Origin of the sequence: Pseudomonas sp. Ost2 (assembly GCF_018326065.1) — a bacterium.
Taxonomy (GTDB): domain Bacteria; phylum Pseudomonadota; class Gammaproteobacteria; order Pseudomonadales; family Pseudomonadaceae; genus Aquipseudomonas; species Aquipseudomonas gingeri.
This window is the reverse complement of the sequence record NZ_AP021904.1, coordinates 271867-286634: the sequence shown is the minus strand read 5'-3', so window position 1 is coordinate 286634 and position 14768 is coordinate 271867. Positions and strand designations below refer to the sequence as shown.

Genomic DNA, 14768 nt, shown 5'->3' with positions numbered 1-14768 from the left:
GGGCTTGTCCGCATTGCGGCATTCCGAGGGCCTCTTCGCTGGCAAGCCAGCTCTCACAAGGGGCTCCAGTCGTACACAAAATCCATGTACGCCCAGAACCTGTGGGAGCGGGCTTGCCCGCGAAGCTTTTTGAACGCTACGCGGTCTCGGCCGCCGGCGCGCGACGCACGTCCGGTTGCTTCCACGAATCCGCCGCGCCTTCCTCGATGGCTTGCTGGATGGCTTTCTTGCGGCGCTCTTCGGCCTGGCGGCTGAAGTACCAGACCAGGAAGGTCACCAGCGACACCGCCAGCAGGATCAGGCTCGCCACCGCGTTGATTTCCGGCTTCACGCCCAGGCGCACCGCCGAGAAAACCTCCATCGGCAAGGTGGTGGAACCCGGACCCGAAACGAAGCTGGCCAGCACTAGGTCATCCAGGGACAAGGCGAACGACATCATGCCGCCCGCCGCCAGCGACGGCGCGATCATCGGGATGGTGATCAGGAAGAACACCTTCCACGGCCGCGCACCGAGGTCCATGGCCGCCTCTTCGATGGACAGGTCCAGCTCGCGCAGGCGTGCCGAGACCACCACCGCCACATAGGCCGCACAGAACGTCGTGTGGGCGATCCAGATCGTGACGATGCCACGCTCCTGGGGCCAGCCGATCATCTGCGCCATGGCCACGAACAGCAGCAACAGCGACAGGCCGGTGATCACTTCCGGCATCACCAGTGGCGCCGTGACCAGGCCACCGAACAGGGTACGCCCCTTGAAGCGGGTGATACGGGTCAGCACGAACGCCGCCAGGGTGCCCAGCGCCACCGCCGCGACGGCGGTGTAGCAGGCGATTTCCAGCGAGCGGGCAACCGAGCCCATCAGTTGGGTGTTGTCCAGCAGGCCGACGTACCACTTCACCGACCAGCCGCCCCAGACCGTCACCAGCTTGGAGGCGTTGAACGAGTAGATCACCAGGATCAGCATCGGCAGGTAGATGAACAACAGGCCCAGCACCAGCATCAGGTTTGAAAAACTGAAGCGCTTCATTCCTTGCCCTCCATTTCTTTAGCCTGACTGCGGTTGAACAGAATGATCGGCACGATCAGGATCGCCAGCATCACCACGGCGAGCGCGGACGCCACCGGCCAGTCACGGTTGTTGAAGAACTCTTGCCACAGCACTTTACCGATCATCAGGGTTTCCGGACCGCCGAGCAGCTCGGGGATCACGAACTCGCCCACCACCGGGATGAACACCAGCATGCAGCCGGCGATGATGCCGTTCTTCGACAGCGGCACGGTGATCTTCCAGAAGCTGTTGAAGCGGCTCGAACCCAAGTCGGACGCGGCCTCCAGCAGGCTGTTGTCGTGCTTCACGAGGTTGGCGTAGAGCGGCAGGATCATGAACGGCAGATAGGAATACACAACGCCGATATACACCGCCAGGTTGGTATTGAGGATCTGCAGCGGTTCGCTGATCAGCCCGGTCCACATCAGGAACGCGTTGAGCAGCCCGTTGTTGCTGAGGATGCCCATCCAGGCATAGACGCGGATCAGGATCGCGGTCCAGGTCGGCATCATGATCAGCAGCACCAGCACGGTCTGCAATTCCTTGCGCGCGCTGGCGATGGCATAGGCCATCGGGTAGCCGATCAGCAGGCACAGCAGCGTGCTGAAGAAGGCCATCTTCAGCGAGCCGAGGTAGGCCGCCAGGTACAGGTCATCGTCGCCCAGCATCGAATAGTTGCCGAGGTTGAGGACCAGTTGCAGCTTCTGTTCGACGAAGGTGTAGATCTCGGTATACGGCGGAATCGCCACATCCGCTTCAGCAAAGCTGATCTTCAGGACGATGAAGAACGGCAGCATGAAGAACAGGAACAGCCAGAGGAAAGGGATCCCGATGACCGCATGGCGGCCGGAGGGGGTTATTCGCTGCAGTTGGCGCTTGAGCTTTCGCATGTTCATGAGCGCAGTACCACGCCGCTGTCGTCTTCCCACCAGACGTACACTTCGTCACCCCAGGTCGGCCGCGCGCCCTGGCGCTCGGCGTTGGCGACGAAGGACTGCACCAGCTTGCCGCTCGGCAGCTCGACGTAGAACACCGAGTGACCGCCGAGGTAGGCGATATCGTGCACCTTGCCGCGCGACCAGTTGTACTCGCACTGCGGCTGGGTCGTGGTGACCAGCAGCTTCTCCGGACGGATCGCGTAGGTCACGCTCTTGTCCTGGACCGACGTGGTCACGCCGTGGCCGACGTAGATGCTGCGTTCCAGCTCGGGGCTGGTGATCCGCGCATAACCTTCGGCATCCTCGACCACCGAACCTTCGAAGATATTGACGTTGCCGATGAACTCACAGACCAGGCGGCTGGTCGGGGTTTCGTAGATGTCGATCGGGCTGCCGATCTGGGCGATCCAGCCCAGGTGCATGATCGCGATCCGCTCGGCCATGGTCATGGCCTCTTCCTGGTCGTGGGTCACCATGACGCAGGTCACGCCGACGCGCTCGATGATCTCGACAAGCTCAAGCTGCATCTGCGAACGCAGCTTCTTGTCCAGAGCACCCATGGGCTCGTCGAGCAGCAACAGCTTCGGCCGCTTGGCCAGGGAACGGGCCAGGGCCACGCGCTGGCGCTGACCACCGGAGAGCTGGTGCGGCTTGCGCTTGGCGTACTGGCTCATCTGCACCAGCTTGAGCATTTCGGCCACGCGGGCATCGATCTCGGCTTTCGGGATCTTGTCCTGCTGCAGGCCGAAGGCGATGTTCTGGGCCACGGTCATGTGCGGGAACAACGCATAGGACTGGAACATCATGTTGATCGGCCGCTCGTAGGGCGGCATCTCGGTGATGTCCACGCCATCGAGGTAGATCCGGCCTTCGGTCGGCCGTTCAAAACCCGCGAGCATGCGCAGCAAGGTGGATTTACCCGAACCCGAGCCGCCGAGCAGGGCGAAGATCTCGCCCTTCTTGATTTCCAGGGACACATCGTCCACGGCAATCGTCTCGTCGAACTTCTTCGTGACCCGGTCGATCTTGACCAACACCTGCTTGGGTGATTGGTCGCCCTCGAGGGCTTTCTTATAGGCGCCGGAGGCAACAGCCATTTGCAAAACTCCCAACAAAATTTAACCGCGGGGCCAAGACGGCCCGGCGTTGGATAGTTTGACCCGAGGGTCCCTTCGGGCTACTTGCCCGACTTCACCTTGGTCCAGCTGCGGGTCATCAAACGTTGGATTTTCGGGGGTAGTTCAGAGTTGACATAAAGCTTGTCCACTACAGCTTGCGGTGGGTAAACCGCTTCGTCGGTGCGCACAGACTGATCCATCAGTTCGCCAGCCTTTGGGTTCGGGTTGGCATAGCCGACATAATCGCTGACCTGGGCGATCGCTTCAGGTTGCAGCAGATAATTGATGAAGGCGTGGGCCTCCTTGACGTTGCCGGCGTCCTTGGGAATCGCCAGCATGTCGAACCAGAGGTTGCCGCCTTCCTTGGGAATCACGTAGGCGATGTCCACGCCTTTCTTCGCTTCTTCGGCGCGCTTGCGGGCCTGGAAGATGTCGCCGGAGAACCCGGCGGCCACGCAGATCTCGCCGTTGGCCAGATCCGAGATGTACTTGGACGAGTTGAAGTAGGTGATGTACGGACGCACCTTCAGCAACTTCTCTTCAGCCAGCTTGTAATCCTTTTCATTGGTGCTGTTGGGGCTCAGGCCCATGTAGTTCAGCACCGCCGGCAGCATTTCATCGGCCGAATCGAGGAACGCCACGCCACAGCTGGAAAGCTTCTTGATGTTCTCCGGCTCGAACAGCACCGCCCAGGAGTCGATCTTGTCGACGCCCAGCACCGCCTTGACCTTCTCGACGTTGTAGCCGATGCCATTGGTGCCCCACAGGTACGGCACGGCGTACTGGTTGCCCGGATCGTTCTTCTCCAGGCGCTTCATCAGCAGCGGGTCGAGGTTGGCGAAGTTGGGCAACTGCGACTTGTCGAGCTTCTGGAAGGCGCCGGCCTTGATCTGCTTGCCGAGGAAGTGGTTGGACGGCACGACCACGTCATAGCCGGTGTGCCCGGCCAGTAACTTGCCTTCCAGGGTTTCATTGGAATCGAAGACGTCATAGACCGGCTTGATACCGGTGGCCTTCTCGAAGTCGGCCAGGGTGCTCTCGCCGATATAATCGGACCAGTTATAAATATGCACGGTGGGGGCGGCCTGGATACTGACGGTCAACGTCAGGCCGGCACCGACCAGCATGGCTTTGCGAAACAAAGAAATAGACACTCGGAGGTCCTCTCAATAGTTGGGCCTGAGTTGCCCGGGTCACATGGCGTCAAACCGCCCGGTGACAAAACCGGCGCGCAACTTACCCTCGATAAACCGATCCAGCAAAGTTTTCTGTCGATGGGCGTGGAGCTTGTCGGGGTCGGGCTGCCCGCGAAGAACAGTGACGCGCTGTGCCTGAGGCACCACAGCGCTCTTGCGATTCGCGGGCAAGCCCGGCTCCTACGGTTGGAGCGGTGTTACATCAAGCGGATTATTTACCCGACTTGATCTTGGTCCAGCTGCGGGTCAGCTCACGCTGGGTCGCGGCCGGCAGGTCGGCGATAGCGTAGAGCTTGGCCTGTACGTCCGCAGGCGGATAGATGCCCGGGTCGCTGGTGATGCTCTTGTCGACCAGGGCGGTGGCCTTGGCGTTACCGTTCGGGAAACGCACGCTGTCGGTGATCGCGGCCATGACTTCCGGCTTGAGCAGGTAGTTCATGAACTTGTAGGCACCGTCGATGTTTTCCGCGTCCTTGGGAATCGCGACCATGTCGTAGAAGCTGCCTGCGCCTTCCTTCGGAATGTCGTAGGCGACCTTGACCTTGTCGCCGGCTTCGGCGGCACGGGACTTGGCCTGCTGGATATCACCCGAGTAACCCACGGCGACGCAGATGTTGCCGTTGGCCAGGTCGGAAATGTACTTGGACGAGTGGAAGTAGGTGATCGAAGGACGAATCTTCAGGAACAGATCCTCGGCCTTCTTGATGTCTTCCTTCTTCTGGCTGTCGGTCGGCAGGCCCAGGTAGTGCAGGGCTACCGGCAACATCTCGGTCGGCGAATCGAGGAAGCTCACGCCACAGCTCTTGAGCTTGGCAATGTTTTCCGGCTTGAGCAGGACATCCCACGAATCGATCTTGTCCACGCCCAGCGCTGCCTTGACCTTCTCCGGGTTGTAGCCGATGCCGATCGAGCCCCACATGTACGGGAATGCGTGCTTGTTGCCCGGGTCGCTGACCGAAACCGCCTTCAGCAGATCCTTGTTGAGGTTGTCGTAGTTGGACAGCTTGGACCGGTCCAGCTCCTGATAGACGCCTGCCTTGATCTGCTTGGCCAGGAAGTTGTTGGACGGCACCACGATGTCGTAACCGGACTTGCCGGCCAGCAACTTGGCTTCCAGGGTTTCGTTGCTGTCGAATACGTCGTAGACCACCTTGATCCCGGACTCTTTTTCAAAGTTCGCGATGGTGTCCGGGGCGATGTAGTCGGACCAGTTATAGACGTGCAGCACCTTGTCATCGGCCTGGGCGGCACCCATCGCGCCCAGCAAAGACAGGGCAAGGAGAGTCTTGCCAGCGTTCTTCAAACCTAATGCCTTCATGCGTCATGCTCCAATTTTTCTTTTTAACCAGCTGTTCGGCGGCCGATTCCCGGGCAACTCGGAACAGTGGGGTAGTCTGGCAAGATCCCAGGTGGGCTTTCAAGGAAAGACCCGCCTTTCTGATCGCTCCGAGCGCAAGTGCCCACAACGCACTTGCGCTCAAAGCCTAGCACTTAGCCCTGCAACGCACTCAGGGTCAGATCCAGGCACTGACGCGCCTTGGCCACCAGCTCGTCGATCTCGGCCTTGCTGATCACCAGTGGCGGGGCAATGATCATGGTGTCGCCGACGGCACGCATGATCAGGCCATTGTTGAAGCAGAACTGCCGGCAGATCATGCCGACGCCCTTCCCTTCGTACCGCGCACGGGTGGCCTTGTCCTTGACCAGTTCGATGGCCCCCAGCAGACCCACACCGCGAACTTCACCCACCAGCGGGTGATCGTTCAGTTCCCGCAGACGTTTCTGCAAATAGGGTGCCGTTTCGGCATGGACGTTCTCGATAATTTTTTCATCGCGCATGATGCGGATGTTTTCCAGCGCCACCGCCGCCGCCACCGGGTGACCGGAGTAGGTGAAACCGTGGTTGAAGTCGCCGCCTTCGTTGAGGACCGCGACCACGTCGTCACGCACGATCAGGCCACCCATGGGGATATAGCCGGAGGTCAGGCCCTTGGCGATGGTCATCATGTGCGGCTTGAGGCCGTAGAAATCGGTACCGAACCACTCACCGGTGCGCCCGAAGCCACAAATCACCTCGTCGGCGACAAACAGGATGTCGTACTTGGCAAGGATTTCCTTGACCCGTGGCCAGTAGCTGTCCGGCGGCACGATCACGCCGCCGGCACCCTGGATCGGCTCGGCGATAAAGGCCCCGACGGTGTCCACGCCGAGTTCGAGAATCTTTTCTTCAAGCTGGTTGGCCGCCCAGATGCCGAACTCTTCCGGGCTCATGTCGCCGCCCTCACCGAACCAGTAGGGCTGCGGGATATGGACGATGCCCGGAATCGGCAGATCGCCCTGTTCGTGCATGTAGGTCATGCCACCCAGGCTCGCGCCGGCCACGGTGGAACCGTGATAACCGTTCTTGCGGCTGATGATGGTTTTCTTTTTCGGCTGGCCCTTGATCGCCCAGTAGTGGCGGACCATGCGCAGCATGGTGTCGTTGCCTTCCGAGCCGGAACCGGTGAAGAACACGTGGTTCATGCCTTCGGGGGCGATATCGGCGATGGCCTTGGCCAGCTCCAGTACCGGCGGGTGGGCGGTCTGGAAGAACAGGTTGTAATAAGGCAGCTCGCGCATCTGCTTGCTGGCGGCGTCGGCCAGCTCGTCGCGCCCGTAACCGATGGCCACGCACCAGAGGCCGGCCATGCCGTCGAGGATCTTGTTGCCTTCGCTGTCCCAGAGGTAAACGCCCTTGGCGTTGGTGATGATGCGCGGGCCTTTCTCTTTCAACTGCTTGAAGTCGCTGAAGGGGGCCAGGTGGTGATCGCTGCTGAGGGCTTGCCACTCGCGGGTTTGCGGGTTGTTGCTGGTCATACGGTTCTCCTGGATAACAGTGAGGGCGCGGCTATGAACCGCCGCGCCCGGCGCATCAGACGGCAAAGAGCAGGAATTCCCGCTCCCACGAACTGATGACGCGCTTGAAGTTTTCATGCTCGGCCCGCTTGACCGCGACGTAGCCCGTGATGAATTTCTTGCCCAGATATTTCTCGATGGTCTTGCTGTTTTCCATCCGCTCCAGGGCGTCTTCGATGGTCAGCGGCAGGCGCAGGTTGCGACGCTCGTAGCCGCGACCGACCACCGGCGCGCTCGGCGTCATGCCTTCGACCATGCCGATGTAGCCACACAGCAGGCTGGCGGCGATGGCCAGGTACGGGTTGGCGTCGGCCCCGGCAGGCGGTTTTCCACCCGACGGTTCTGCGGGCCGGCATCCGGGACCCGCAGGCCCACGGTACGGTTCTCTTCGCCCCACTCCACGTTCACCGGTGCCGAGGTATCCGGCAGGAAGCGGCGGAACGAATTGACGTTCGGCGCGAACAGCGGCAACAGCTCGGGGATCAGCTTCTGCAGGCCGCCGATATGATTGAGGAACAGGTCGCTCTTGGTCCCGTCTTCATTGGAGAAGATGTTCTTGCCGGTCTCGATGTCGATGATGCTCTGGTGCAGGTGCATGGCACTGCCCGGCTCACCGGTCATCGGCTTGGCCATGAAGGTCGCGGCCACGTCGTGCTTGAGCGCCGCCTCGCGCATGGTCCGCTTGAACACCAGGATCTGGTCGGCCAGGGACAGGGCATCGCCGTGACGGAAGTTGATTTCCATCTGCGCCGTGCCGTCTTCATGGATCAGTGTGTCGAGATCCAGTTCCTGCAGTTCGCACCAGTCGTAGACGTCTTCGAACAGCGGGTCGAATTCGTTGGCCGCCTCGATGGAAAAGGACTGGCGACCGGTTTCCGGGCGACCGGAGCGGCCGATCGGCGGCTGCAGCGGGAAGTCCGGGTCTTCGCAGCGCTTGGTCAGGTAAAACTCCATTTCCGGCGCCACGATCGGCTGCCAGCCCTTGTCGGCATAGAGTTTCAGGACCTTCTTGAGCACGTTGCGCGGCGACAGCTCGATGGGGTTGCCCTGCTTGTCGTAGGTGTCGTGGATCACCTGGGCGGTGGGTTCGATGGCCCAGGGCACCAGGTACACCGCGTTGCTGTCGGGGCGGCAGATCATGTCGATGTCCGCCGGGTCGAGCAGTTCGTAATAGATGTCGTCTTCGACATAGTCGCCGGTCACGGTCTGCAACAGAACGCTCTCGGGCAGGCGCATGCCTTTTTCGGCAATGAACTTGTTGGTCGGCGAGATCTTGCCCCGGGTGATCCCGGTCAGATCGCCAATCATGCATTCGACTTCTGTGATCTTGTGGTCTTTCAACCAATCGGTGAGCTGGTCGAGGTTGTTACTCATAAATGCCTCTGGGCTGGGTTTCCTGACCTGCATAATAGAGGTCAGGCGTTCGTTGACGCATCCGCGTCGCGTTGTATTGCCCGCTTTCGACAGGCATCGCCAAATGCCTGGAAAATCGCCAGGTAGACCGGGTTGGACAGGACCTGCCATTCCGGGTGCCATTGCACACCTAAAGCAAAAGCCTTGCCTCCTGTCACCGAGACCGCCTCGATCAGGCCGTCCGGGGCCCGTGCCTCGACCCGCAGGCCCGGCGCCAGGCGGTCGACGCCCTGGCTGTGGATCGAATTGACCTGGAACTCCGGCGGCAGACCCAGGCCCGCCAGGACACCACCGGGCTCGACCTGCATCGAATGCGCGGGGCCGTACTGGACCTCCAGCGGCTGACTCTCGTCCTCACGATGATCCATGAAGGTTCCCACTTCATGAACCTTCTGATGCAGGCTGCCACCGAACGCCACATTCATTTCCTGGAAACCGCGGCAGATGCCGAGCACCGGGATGCCCGCCGCCACGGCGGCGCGAATCAGCGGGAGGGTGACGCGGTCCCGTGCAGAATCATGAGCAGTGCCTGGCGCGCTGGCCGGACCGCCATACAAATGGGGTTCCACGTTGGAAGGAGAGCCGGTAAAAAGAAGGCCGTCGATACCGTCCAGAATATCGGACGGTTCGAACAGATCCGCCAATGACGGAAGGATCAGCGGCAAGCCCCTGGCAGCGACAGCGACTGCGCGGACGTACTTATCGCCACTGATGTGATAAGCATGCAAACCGACCTGTTTGGAGCAGGCGGTGACGCCGATTAACGGCAGGCGAGACATGAAGCACCCCGGTATTATTGCTGTTATGGGTTTTAATCGAGCTTAGCCTTGTTCATTTTTTTACACAACACCCCCGTAAAAAATACAACACGGCCCGCTCAAGCCTGCGGTGCCCAAGGGGACAGAGGGGCAAAAAACGCCCCAAAATGCCCCAAAAAAGGCCTTCGAGCGCTTTTTCAGGGCAAAAAATGCCTCGCTTGACTTCGGCATGCCGTTCGGGTTGACTGAAACCAGAAAAGATCAATGATTGATATTTTTAACAACAAAGGTGTTGCATCATGTCGGTACCCCCGCGTGCCGTTCAGCTTAACGAAGCGAACGCGTTCCTTAAGGATCATCCTGAGGTTCTGTACGTAGACCTTCTAATTGCGGATATGAATGGTGTGGTGCGCGGCAAGCGCATCGAACGCACCAGCCTCCACAAGGTTTACGAGAAAGGCATCAACCTGCCGGCCTCATTATTTGCCTTGGATATCAATGGCTCTACGGTGGAAAGCACCGGCCTGGGCCTGGACATCGGTGATGCTGACCGAATCTGTTATCCGATCCCTGACACCCTGTGCAATGAGCCCTGGCAAAAGCGCCCTACCGCGCAACTGCTGATGACCATGCACGAACTCGAAGGTGAACCATTCTTCGCCGACCCTCGCGAAGTGCTCCGCCAAGTTGTAAGCAAATTTGACGACCTCGGTCTGACCATCTGCGCCGCCTTCGAACTCGAGTTCTACCTGATCGACCAGGAGAACGTGAACGGCCGCCCACAACCACCCCGCTCGCCGATCTCCGGCAAACGCCCGCATTCGACACAGGTCTACCTGATCGACGACCTCGACGAATACGTCGACTGCCTCCAGGACATCCTGGAAGGTGCGAAAGAGCAAGGCATCCCGGCCGACGCCATCGTCAAGGAAAGTGCCCCGGCGCAGTTCGAAGTGAACCTGCACCACGTGGCCGACCCGATCAAGGCCTGCGACTACGCGGTCCTGCTCAAGCGCCTGATCAAGAACATCGCCTACGACCATGAGATGGACACCACCTTCATGGCCAAGCCTTACCCGGGCCAGGCGGGCAACGGGCTGCACGTCCATATCTCGGTACTCGACAAGGAAGGCAAGAACATCTTCGCCAGTGAGGATCCCGAGCAGAACGCCGCGCTGCGTCACGCGATCGGCGGTGTGCTCGAGACCCTACCGGCGCAGATGGCCTTCCTCTGCCCGAACGTCAACTCCTACCGCCGTTTCGGCGCACAGTTCTACGTGCCGAACTCGCCGTGCTGGGGCCTGGACAACCGTACCGTGGCGATTCGCGTGCCGACCGGTTCGGCCGATGCCGTGCGTATCGAACACCGCGTCGCCGGTGCCGATGCCAACCCGTACCTGCTGATGGCTTCGGTCCTGGCAGGCGTGCACCACGGCCTGACCAACAAGGTCGAGCCAGGCGCCCCGGTCGAAGGCAACAGCTACGAGCAGAACGAGCAGAGCCTGCCGAACAACCTGCGTGATGCCCTGCGCGAGCTGGACGACAGCGAGATCATGGCCAAGTACATCGATCCGAAATACATCGATATCTTCGTGGCCTGTAAAGAGAGCGAGCTGGAGGAGTTCGAACACTCCATCTCCGACCTCGAGTACAACTGGTACCTGCATACCGTGTAAGCGGTTGCGGTAATAAAGAAGAACGCCGCCGGCCTTTGGGCCCGCGGCGTTTTTTTTGCGCGCCTGTCGGCGAATCGCCAGCAAGCCGGCTCCCACAAGATCCCAGGCCAGACGAGGGGCCGTGGCGAGGCGGCGCGCGGATCAGCAGCAAGCCGGCGCCTACACAGCGGTGCACGCTACATTCGGCACGACACAAACCCTGTGGGAGCCGGCTTGCTGGCGATGGCGTCCTCACAGACACCGCAGAACCTCGCGTACAATGCGCGCTGCCCCTGCCGGAGAACTCCATGACCCGCCCCGCCACCGCTCGCAAACCCCGTGCTCGCAGCCAGGCGCGGATCGATTCGATCCTCGACGCCGCCCGCACCCTGCTTGCCGCCGAAGGCGTGGCCAGCCTGTCGATCTATAGCGTGGCCGAGCGCGCGGAGATTCCACCGTCTTCGGTCTATCACTTCTTCGCCAGCGTCCCGGCGCTGCTCGAAGCCCTCACCGCCGATGTCCACGCGGCGTTCCGCGCCTGCCTGGAAGCACCGATCGACCACGCCGGCCTGGGCGGCTGGCGCGATCTGTCACGGTTGGTGGAACAACGGATGTTGAGCATCTACAGCGAGGACGCCGCGGCACGCCAGTTGATCCTCGCCCAGCACGGCCTGACCGAAGTCACCCAGGCCGACCGCCAGCACGATATCGAGCTGGGGGACCTGATGCACAAGCTGTTTATCCGTCACTTCGAGCTGCCGACCCTGCCGGGCGATGTCGATGTGTTTGCGCTGGCGATGGAGTTGGGCGATCGGGTCTATGCACGGTCGGTGCAGTTGCACGACCAGATCACCCCGCGCATGGCCGAGGAAGGCATGCGGGTGTTCGATGCGTATCTGGGACTTTACCTGCCGCCGTACCTGCCCAAGCGCGAAATCCCGCTCTGACGGACATTGATCGTTCCCACGCTCCTGCGTGGGAATGCCTCACTGGACGCTCCGCGTCCGCTCTTGTGACGCGGAGCGTCACCGGCTGCATGCCCACGCGGAGCGTAGGAACGATCGGGATCCGGCCCTGCGAATCCCCCCCTTGTGGGAGCCGGCTTGCTGGCGATTCAGGCGACGCGGTGTTTCAGGCACACCGCATTATCGTTCATCGCCAGCAAGCCGGCTCCTACAGGGCCCGGGTCAAGGCACTCAGAACGGCGCGTCACCGAGAATCGTCGCCCGGTGCATCACCCGCCGGTTGGGCCGGTAATCGTCAACGGCATAATGCTGGGTCACCCGGTTATCCCAGAATGCCACGTCATTTTCCTGCCAGCGCCAACGGATAGTGAATTCCGGGCGAGTGGCGTGGGCGAACAGCAGCTTGAGAATCGCCGCGCTTTCCGCTTCTTCCAGCTCGTTGATCCGGGTGGTGAATCCTTCGTTGACGAACAGCGCCTTGCGCCCGCTCACCGGGTGCGTACGAATCACCGGATGGGACAGCGGCGGGTTCTTCCTGCGGGTTTCCTCCCAGCGCGCCAGGTCTTCGGCGGTGCTGCCGAAGCGCTCCAGAGGGAACGACTTGGTGAAATCGTGGGTCGCCGTCAATCCGTCCAACAGCTTCTGCAAAGGCGCCGACAAGGCCTCGAAGGCGGCAATCCCGCTGGCCCACAACGTATCGCCACCATAGGCCGGCAACTGCTTGGCACTGAGTACCGCGCCCAGCGCCGGGGTCGGCAGGAAAGTCACGTCGGTATGCCAGATCGCGTTGTCGCGCACATCGGTCAACGCGGTATCGAGGACCATCACCTCGGGCTGCTCCGGCACATTCGGGTAGATCGGATGCACATGCAGGTCACCGAAATTTGCCGCGAACGCCGCCTGCAATTGTGGGTTCAGCGGCTGGTTGCGAAAGAACAGCACCTGGTACTTGAGCAACGCCTGTTCGATAGCGTCGCGCTGCTCGATGCTCAACGGCCGGTTCAGTTCGACACCGTCGATCTGCGCACCGAGGGCGGCACTCAGGGGAGTAATGGTCAGGCTCATGGTCGATCTCTTCAAATACGTGCCGGGCAGTCGGCGTGTTTCAGTACGCAGCTCGGGAAGCCGCTCAATACGTCGCGGTCTGTCAGTGCGCCTGGCCGTGCCACGGCACCAGCTTGCGCTGCAGGGCGCGCAGGCCCATCTCCATGGCGAAGGCGATAAAGGCGATCACCAGGATCCCCAGCACCACCACATCGGTCACCAGGAACTGTGCCGCCGACTGGACCATGAAACCCAGGCCGCTGGTGGCGGCGATCAGCTCGGCGGCGACCAGCGTCGACCAGCCGACACCCAGGCCGATGCGCACACCGGTGAGAATGTCCGGCAAGGCGCTGGGCAGGATCACATGGCGGATCAGTTGGGCCCTGGTCGCCCCCAGGGACAGCGCCGCGCGGAGCTTGGCCGGATCCACGGTGCGCACACCGGTGGCCGTCGCGATGGCGATCGGGGCAAAGATCGCCAGGTAGATCAGCAGCACTTTCGACAGCTCGCCGATGCCGCACCAGATCACGATCAACGGCAGGTAGGCCAGCGGCGGGATCGGTCGGTAGAACTCGATCAGCGGATCGAGAATGCCCCGGGCAATCCGGTTGTGGCCGATGGCGATACCCACCGGGATCGCCGTCAGCACGGCAACCCCCAGGGCCACGCCGATCCGTCCGAGGCTGGCACCGAGGTGCTGCCACAGGGTCGAATCCATATAGCCCCTGGTCGCCAGCAACCAGCCTTTTTCCAGCACCGCCGAAGGCGGCGGCAGGAACAGCGGCTCGATCACACCGGCCGCCGTCACGGCCCACCACAGCACAACCAGGGTCACCAGGGTCAGCACGCTGATCCAGCGGGTGCTCAGGCTGCGCCGCACCACGGGTGCGTTCGGCTTGGCGGTCACGGCCACCGGCAATTCATAGCTGCTCATACGAACTCCTGCCGCGACGCGGCGCTGCGTTGGGAGAACACACGGGCCAGCACATGCTCGCGGGTTTCGATAAAACGCGGATCGGACTTGATCGCCCGGGCGGACTCGCCGGCGCTGTAGCGCCGGCCGAAATCCAGGCTCAGGCGTTCGACGATCTGTCCCGGATTGGGCGCCAGCAGAATCAGGTCGGTGGCGAGAAAAACCGCTTCTTCAATATCGTGGGTAATCAGGAACACCGGCTTGGCGGTGCGCTGCCAGACTTGCAGCAACAGCTCCTGCATCTGTTCGCGGGTGAAGGCATCGAGGGCGCCGAACGGCTCGTCCATCAGCAGCACCCGAGGGTCCGCCGCCAGCGCGCGGGCAAGGCCGACGCGCTGTTTCTGGCCGCCGGAAAGCTGCCAGATCCGCCGGCTGTCGAAGCCTGCCAGATCAACCAGGGCGAGCATTTCCCGGGCCCGGACTTCCCGCTGCGCCCGCGGTACACCCGCCAGTTCCAGGCCGAAACCGACGTTGGCCAGCACGTCCTGCCAGGGCAGCAACGCATCGTCCTGGAACACCACGCCGCGCTCGGCGCTCGGGCCCTTGACGGCAACACCGTCGAGGGTGATGCGGCCCGCGCTGGGTTCGACGAACCCGGCGATCAGGTTCAGCAGAGACGTCTTGCCGCTACCCGACGGACCCAGGGCCACCAGCAGTTGCTGCGGTCCCAGGCTGAGGGAAATATCCGACAGCACCGGCTCGGCCGCACCGGGATACTGTGCGCTGATGCGCTCCAGCTGTAACAAGGCCATGGCGATGGGCTCC

The 14768-nt window shown here is 61.7% G+C and carries 13 protein-coding genes and 1 pseudogene; 2 read left to right on the top strand and 12 right to left on the bottom strand.

What is annotated here, in order from left to right; all coding sequences use genetic code 11:
* Positions 1 to 136: 136 nt before the first annotated feature.
* From KI243_RS01265 to KI243_RS01225, 9 genes and pseudogenes are all read right to left on the bottom strand, one after another.
* Complete coding sequence (locus tag KI243_RS01265; RefSeq protein WP_017125328.1) at positions 137 to 1027, bottom strand: ABC transporter permease subunit; 891 nt, start codon at positions 1025 to 1027, stop codon at positions 137 to 139.
* Entirely contained in the window at positions 1024 to 1944 is a 921-nt protein-coding gene (locus KI243_RS01260) for an ABC transporter permease subunit (RefSeq protein WP_017125329.1), read from the bottom strand. Before KI243_RS01260 ends, KI243_RS01265 begins: the two co-directional genes overlap by 4 nt.
* Entirely contained in the window at positions 1941 to 3083 is a 1143-nt protein-coding gene (potA, locus tag KI243_RS01255; RefSeq protein ID WP_017125330.1) for a polyamine ABC transporter ATP-binding protein, read from the bottom strand. Before potA ends, KI243_RS01260 begins: the two co-directional genes overlap by 4 nt.
* 80 nt (positions 3084 to 3163) lie before the next feature.
* A complete protein-coding gene (locus KI243_RS01250; protein ID WP_042935057.1) occupies positions 3164 to 4258 on the bottom strand; it encodes a polyamine ABC transporter substrate-binding protein in 1095 nt (364 codons plus the stop codon).
* Positions 4259 to 4297: 39 nt separating this feature from the next.
* On the bottom strand, positions 4298 to 4471 hold the full coding sequence (locus KI243_RS01245) for a hypothetical protein (protein WP_017125332.1): 174 nt from the start codon (positions 4469 to 4471) through the stop codon (positions 4298 to 4300).
* A gap of 40 nt (positions 4472 to 4511) precedes the next feature.
* Positions 4512 to 5603: a polyamine ABC transporter substrate-binding protein gene (locus tag KI243_RS01240; RefSeq protein ID WP_017125333.1), complete on the bottom strand. Its 1092-nt coding sequence runs from the start codon at positions 5601 to 5603 to the stop codon at positions 4512 to 4514.
* Between the two features lie 188 nt (positions 5604 to 5791).
* The gene (locus KI243_RS01235; protein WP_017125334.1) at positions 5792 to 7156 is read right to left on the bottom strand and encodes an aspartate aminotransferase family protein; all 1365 of its coding nucleotides are present in this window, start codon (positions 7154 to 7156) and stop codon (positions 5792 to 5794) included.
* 55 nt (positions 7157 to 7211) lie between these two features.
* Positions 7212 to 8569: pseudogene (locus KI243_RS01230) on the bottom strand (glutamine synthetase family protein).
* Between the two features lie 41 nt (positions 8570 to 8610).
* Positions 8611 to 9387, bottom strand: coding sequence for a gamma-glutamyl-gamma-aminobutyrate hydrolase family protein (locus tag KI243_RS01225; protein ID WP_017125335.1), 777 nt, complete (start codon positions 9385 to 9387; stop codon positions 8611 to 8613).
* 278 nt (positions 9388 to 9665) lie between these two features.
* Here KI243_RS01225 and KI243_RS01220 point away from each other — a divergent pair, with 278 nt between their 5' ends.
* Together KI243_RS01220 and KI243_RS01215 are read left to right on the top strand one after the other, a co-directional pair.
* The gene (locus KI243_RS01220) at positions 9666 to 11042 is read left to right on the top strand and encodes a glutamine synthetase family protein (protein ID WP_042935063.1); all 1377 of its coding nucleotides are present in this window, start codon (positions 9666 to 9668) and stop codon (positions 11040 to 11042) included.
* 287 nt (positions 11043 to 11329) lie between these two features.
* Entirely contained in the window at positions 11330 to 11968 is a 639-nt protein-coding gene (locus KI243_RS01215; protein ID WP_017125337.1) for a TetR/AcrR family transcriptional regulator, read from the top strand.
* 249 nt (positions 11969 to 12217) lie between these two features.
* Here KI243_RS01215 and tauD read toward each other — a convergent pair whose 3' ends face one another.
* The 3 genes from tauD to tauB form a co-directional block, all read right to left on the bottom strand.
* The gene (tauD, locus tag KI243_RS01210; RefSeq protein WP_017125338.1) at positions 12218 to 13051 is read right to left on the bottom strand and encodes a taurine dioxygenase; all 834 of its coding nucleotides are present in this window, start codon (positions 13049 to 13051) and stop codon (positions 12218 to 12220) included.
* Positions 13052 to 13133: 82 nt separating this feature from the next.
* Complete coding sequence (tauC, locus tag KI243_RS01205; protein WP_017125339.1) at positions 13134 to 13964, bottom strand: taurine ABC transporter permease TauC; 831 nt, start codon at positions 13962 to 13964, stop codon at positions 13134 to 13136.
* Positions 13961 to 14755: a taurine ABC transporter ATP-binding subunit gene (gene tauB, locus KI243_RS01200; protein ID WP_103032818.1), complete on the bottom strand. Its 795-nt coding sequence runs from the start codon at positions 14753 to 14755 to the stop codon at positions 13961 to 13963. The genes tauC and tauB overlap by 4 nt, the downstream gene beginning before the upstream one ends.
* Positions 14756 to 14768 lie beyond the last annotated feature (13 nt).

Coding starts and splice junctions, on each gene's coding strand:
- KI243_RS01225 (WP_017125335.1), bottom strand. CDS start 9,387: ATGTCTCGCCTGCCGTTAATCGGCGTCACCGCCTGCTCCAAACAGGTC.
- KI243_RS01215 (WP_017125337.1), top strand. CDS start 11,330: ATGACCCGCCCCGCCACCGCTCGCAAACCCCGTGCTCGCAGCCAGGCG.
- KI243_RS01235 (WP_017125334.1), bottom strand. CDS start 7,156: ATGACCAGCAACAACCCGCAAACCCGCGAGTGGCAAGCCCTCAGCAGC.
- tauD (WP_017125338.1), bottom strand. CDS start 13,051: ATGAGCCTGACCATTACTCCCCTGAGTGCCGCCCTCGGTGCGCAGATC.
- tauB (WP_103032818.1), bottom strand. CDS start 14,755: ATGGCCTTGTTACAGCTGGAGCGCATCAGCGCACAGTATCCCGGTGCG.
- KI243_RS01265 (WP_017125328.1), bottom strand. CDS start 1,027: ATGAAGCGCTTCAGTTTTTCAAACCTGATGCTGGTGCTGGGCCTGTTG.
- potA (WP_017125330.1), bottom strand. CDS start 3,083: ATGGCTGTTGCCTCCGGCGCCTATAAGAAAGCCCTCGAGGGCGACCAA.
- KI243_RS01260 (WP_017125329.1), bottom strand. CDS start 1,944: ATGAACATGCGAAAGCTCAAGCGCCAACTGCAGCGAATAACCCCCTCC.
- tauC (WP_017125339.1), bottom strand. CDS start 13,964: ATGAGCAGCTATGAATTGCCGGTGGCCGTGACCGCCAAGCCGAACGCA.
- KI243_RS01220 (WP_042935063.1), top strand. CDS start 9,666: ATGTCGGTACCCCCGCGTGCCGTTCAGCTTAACGAAGCGAACGCGTTC.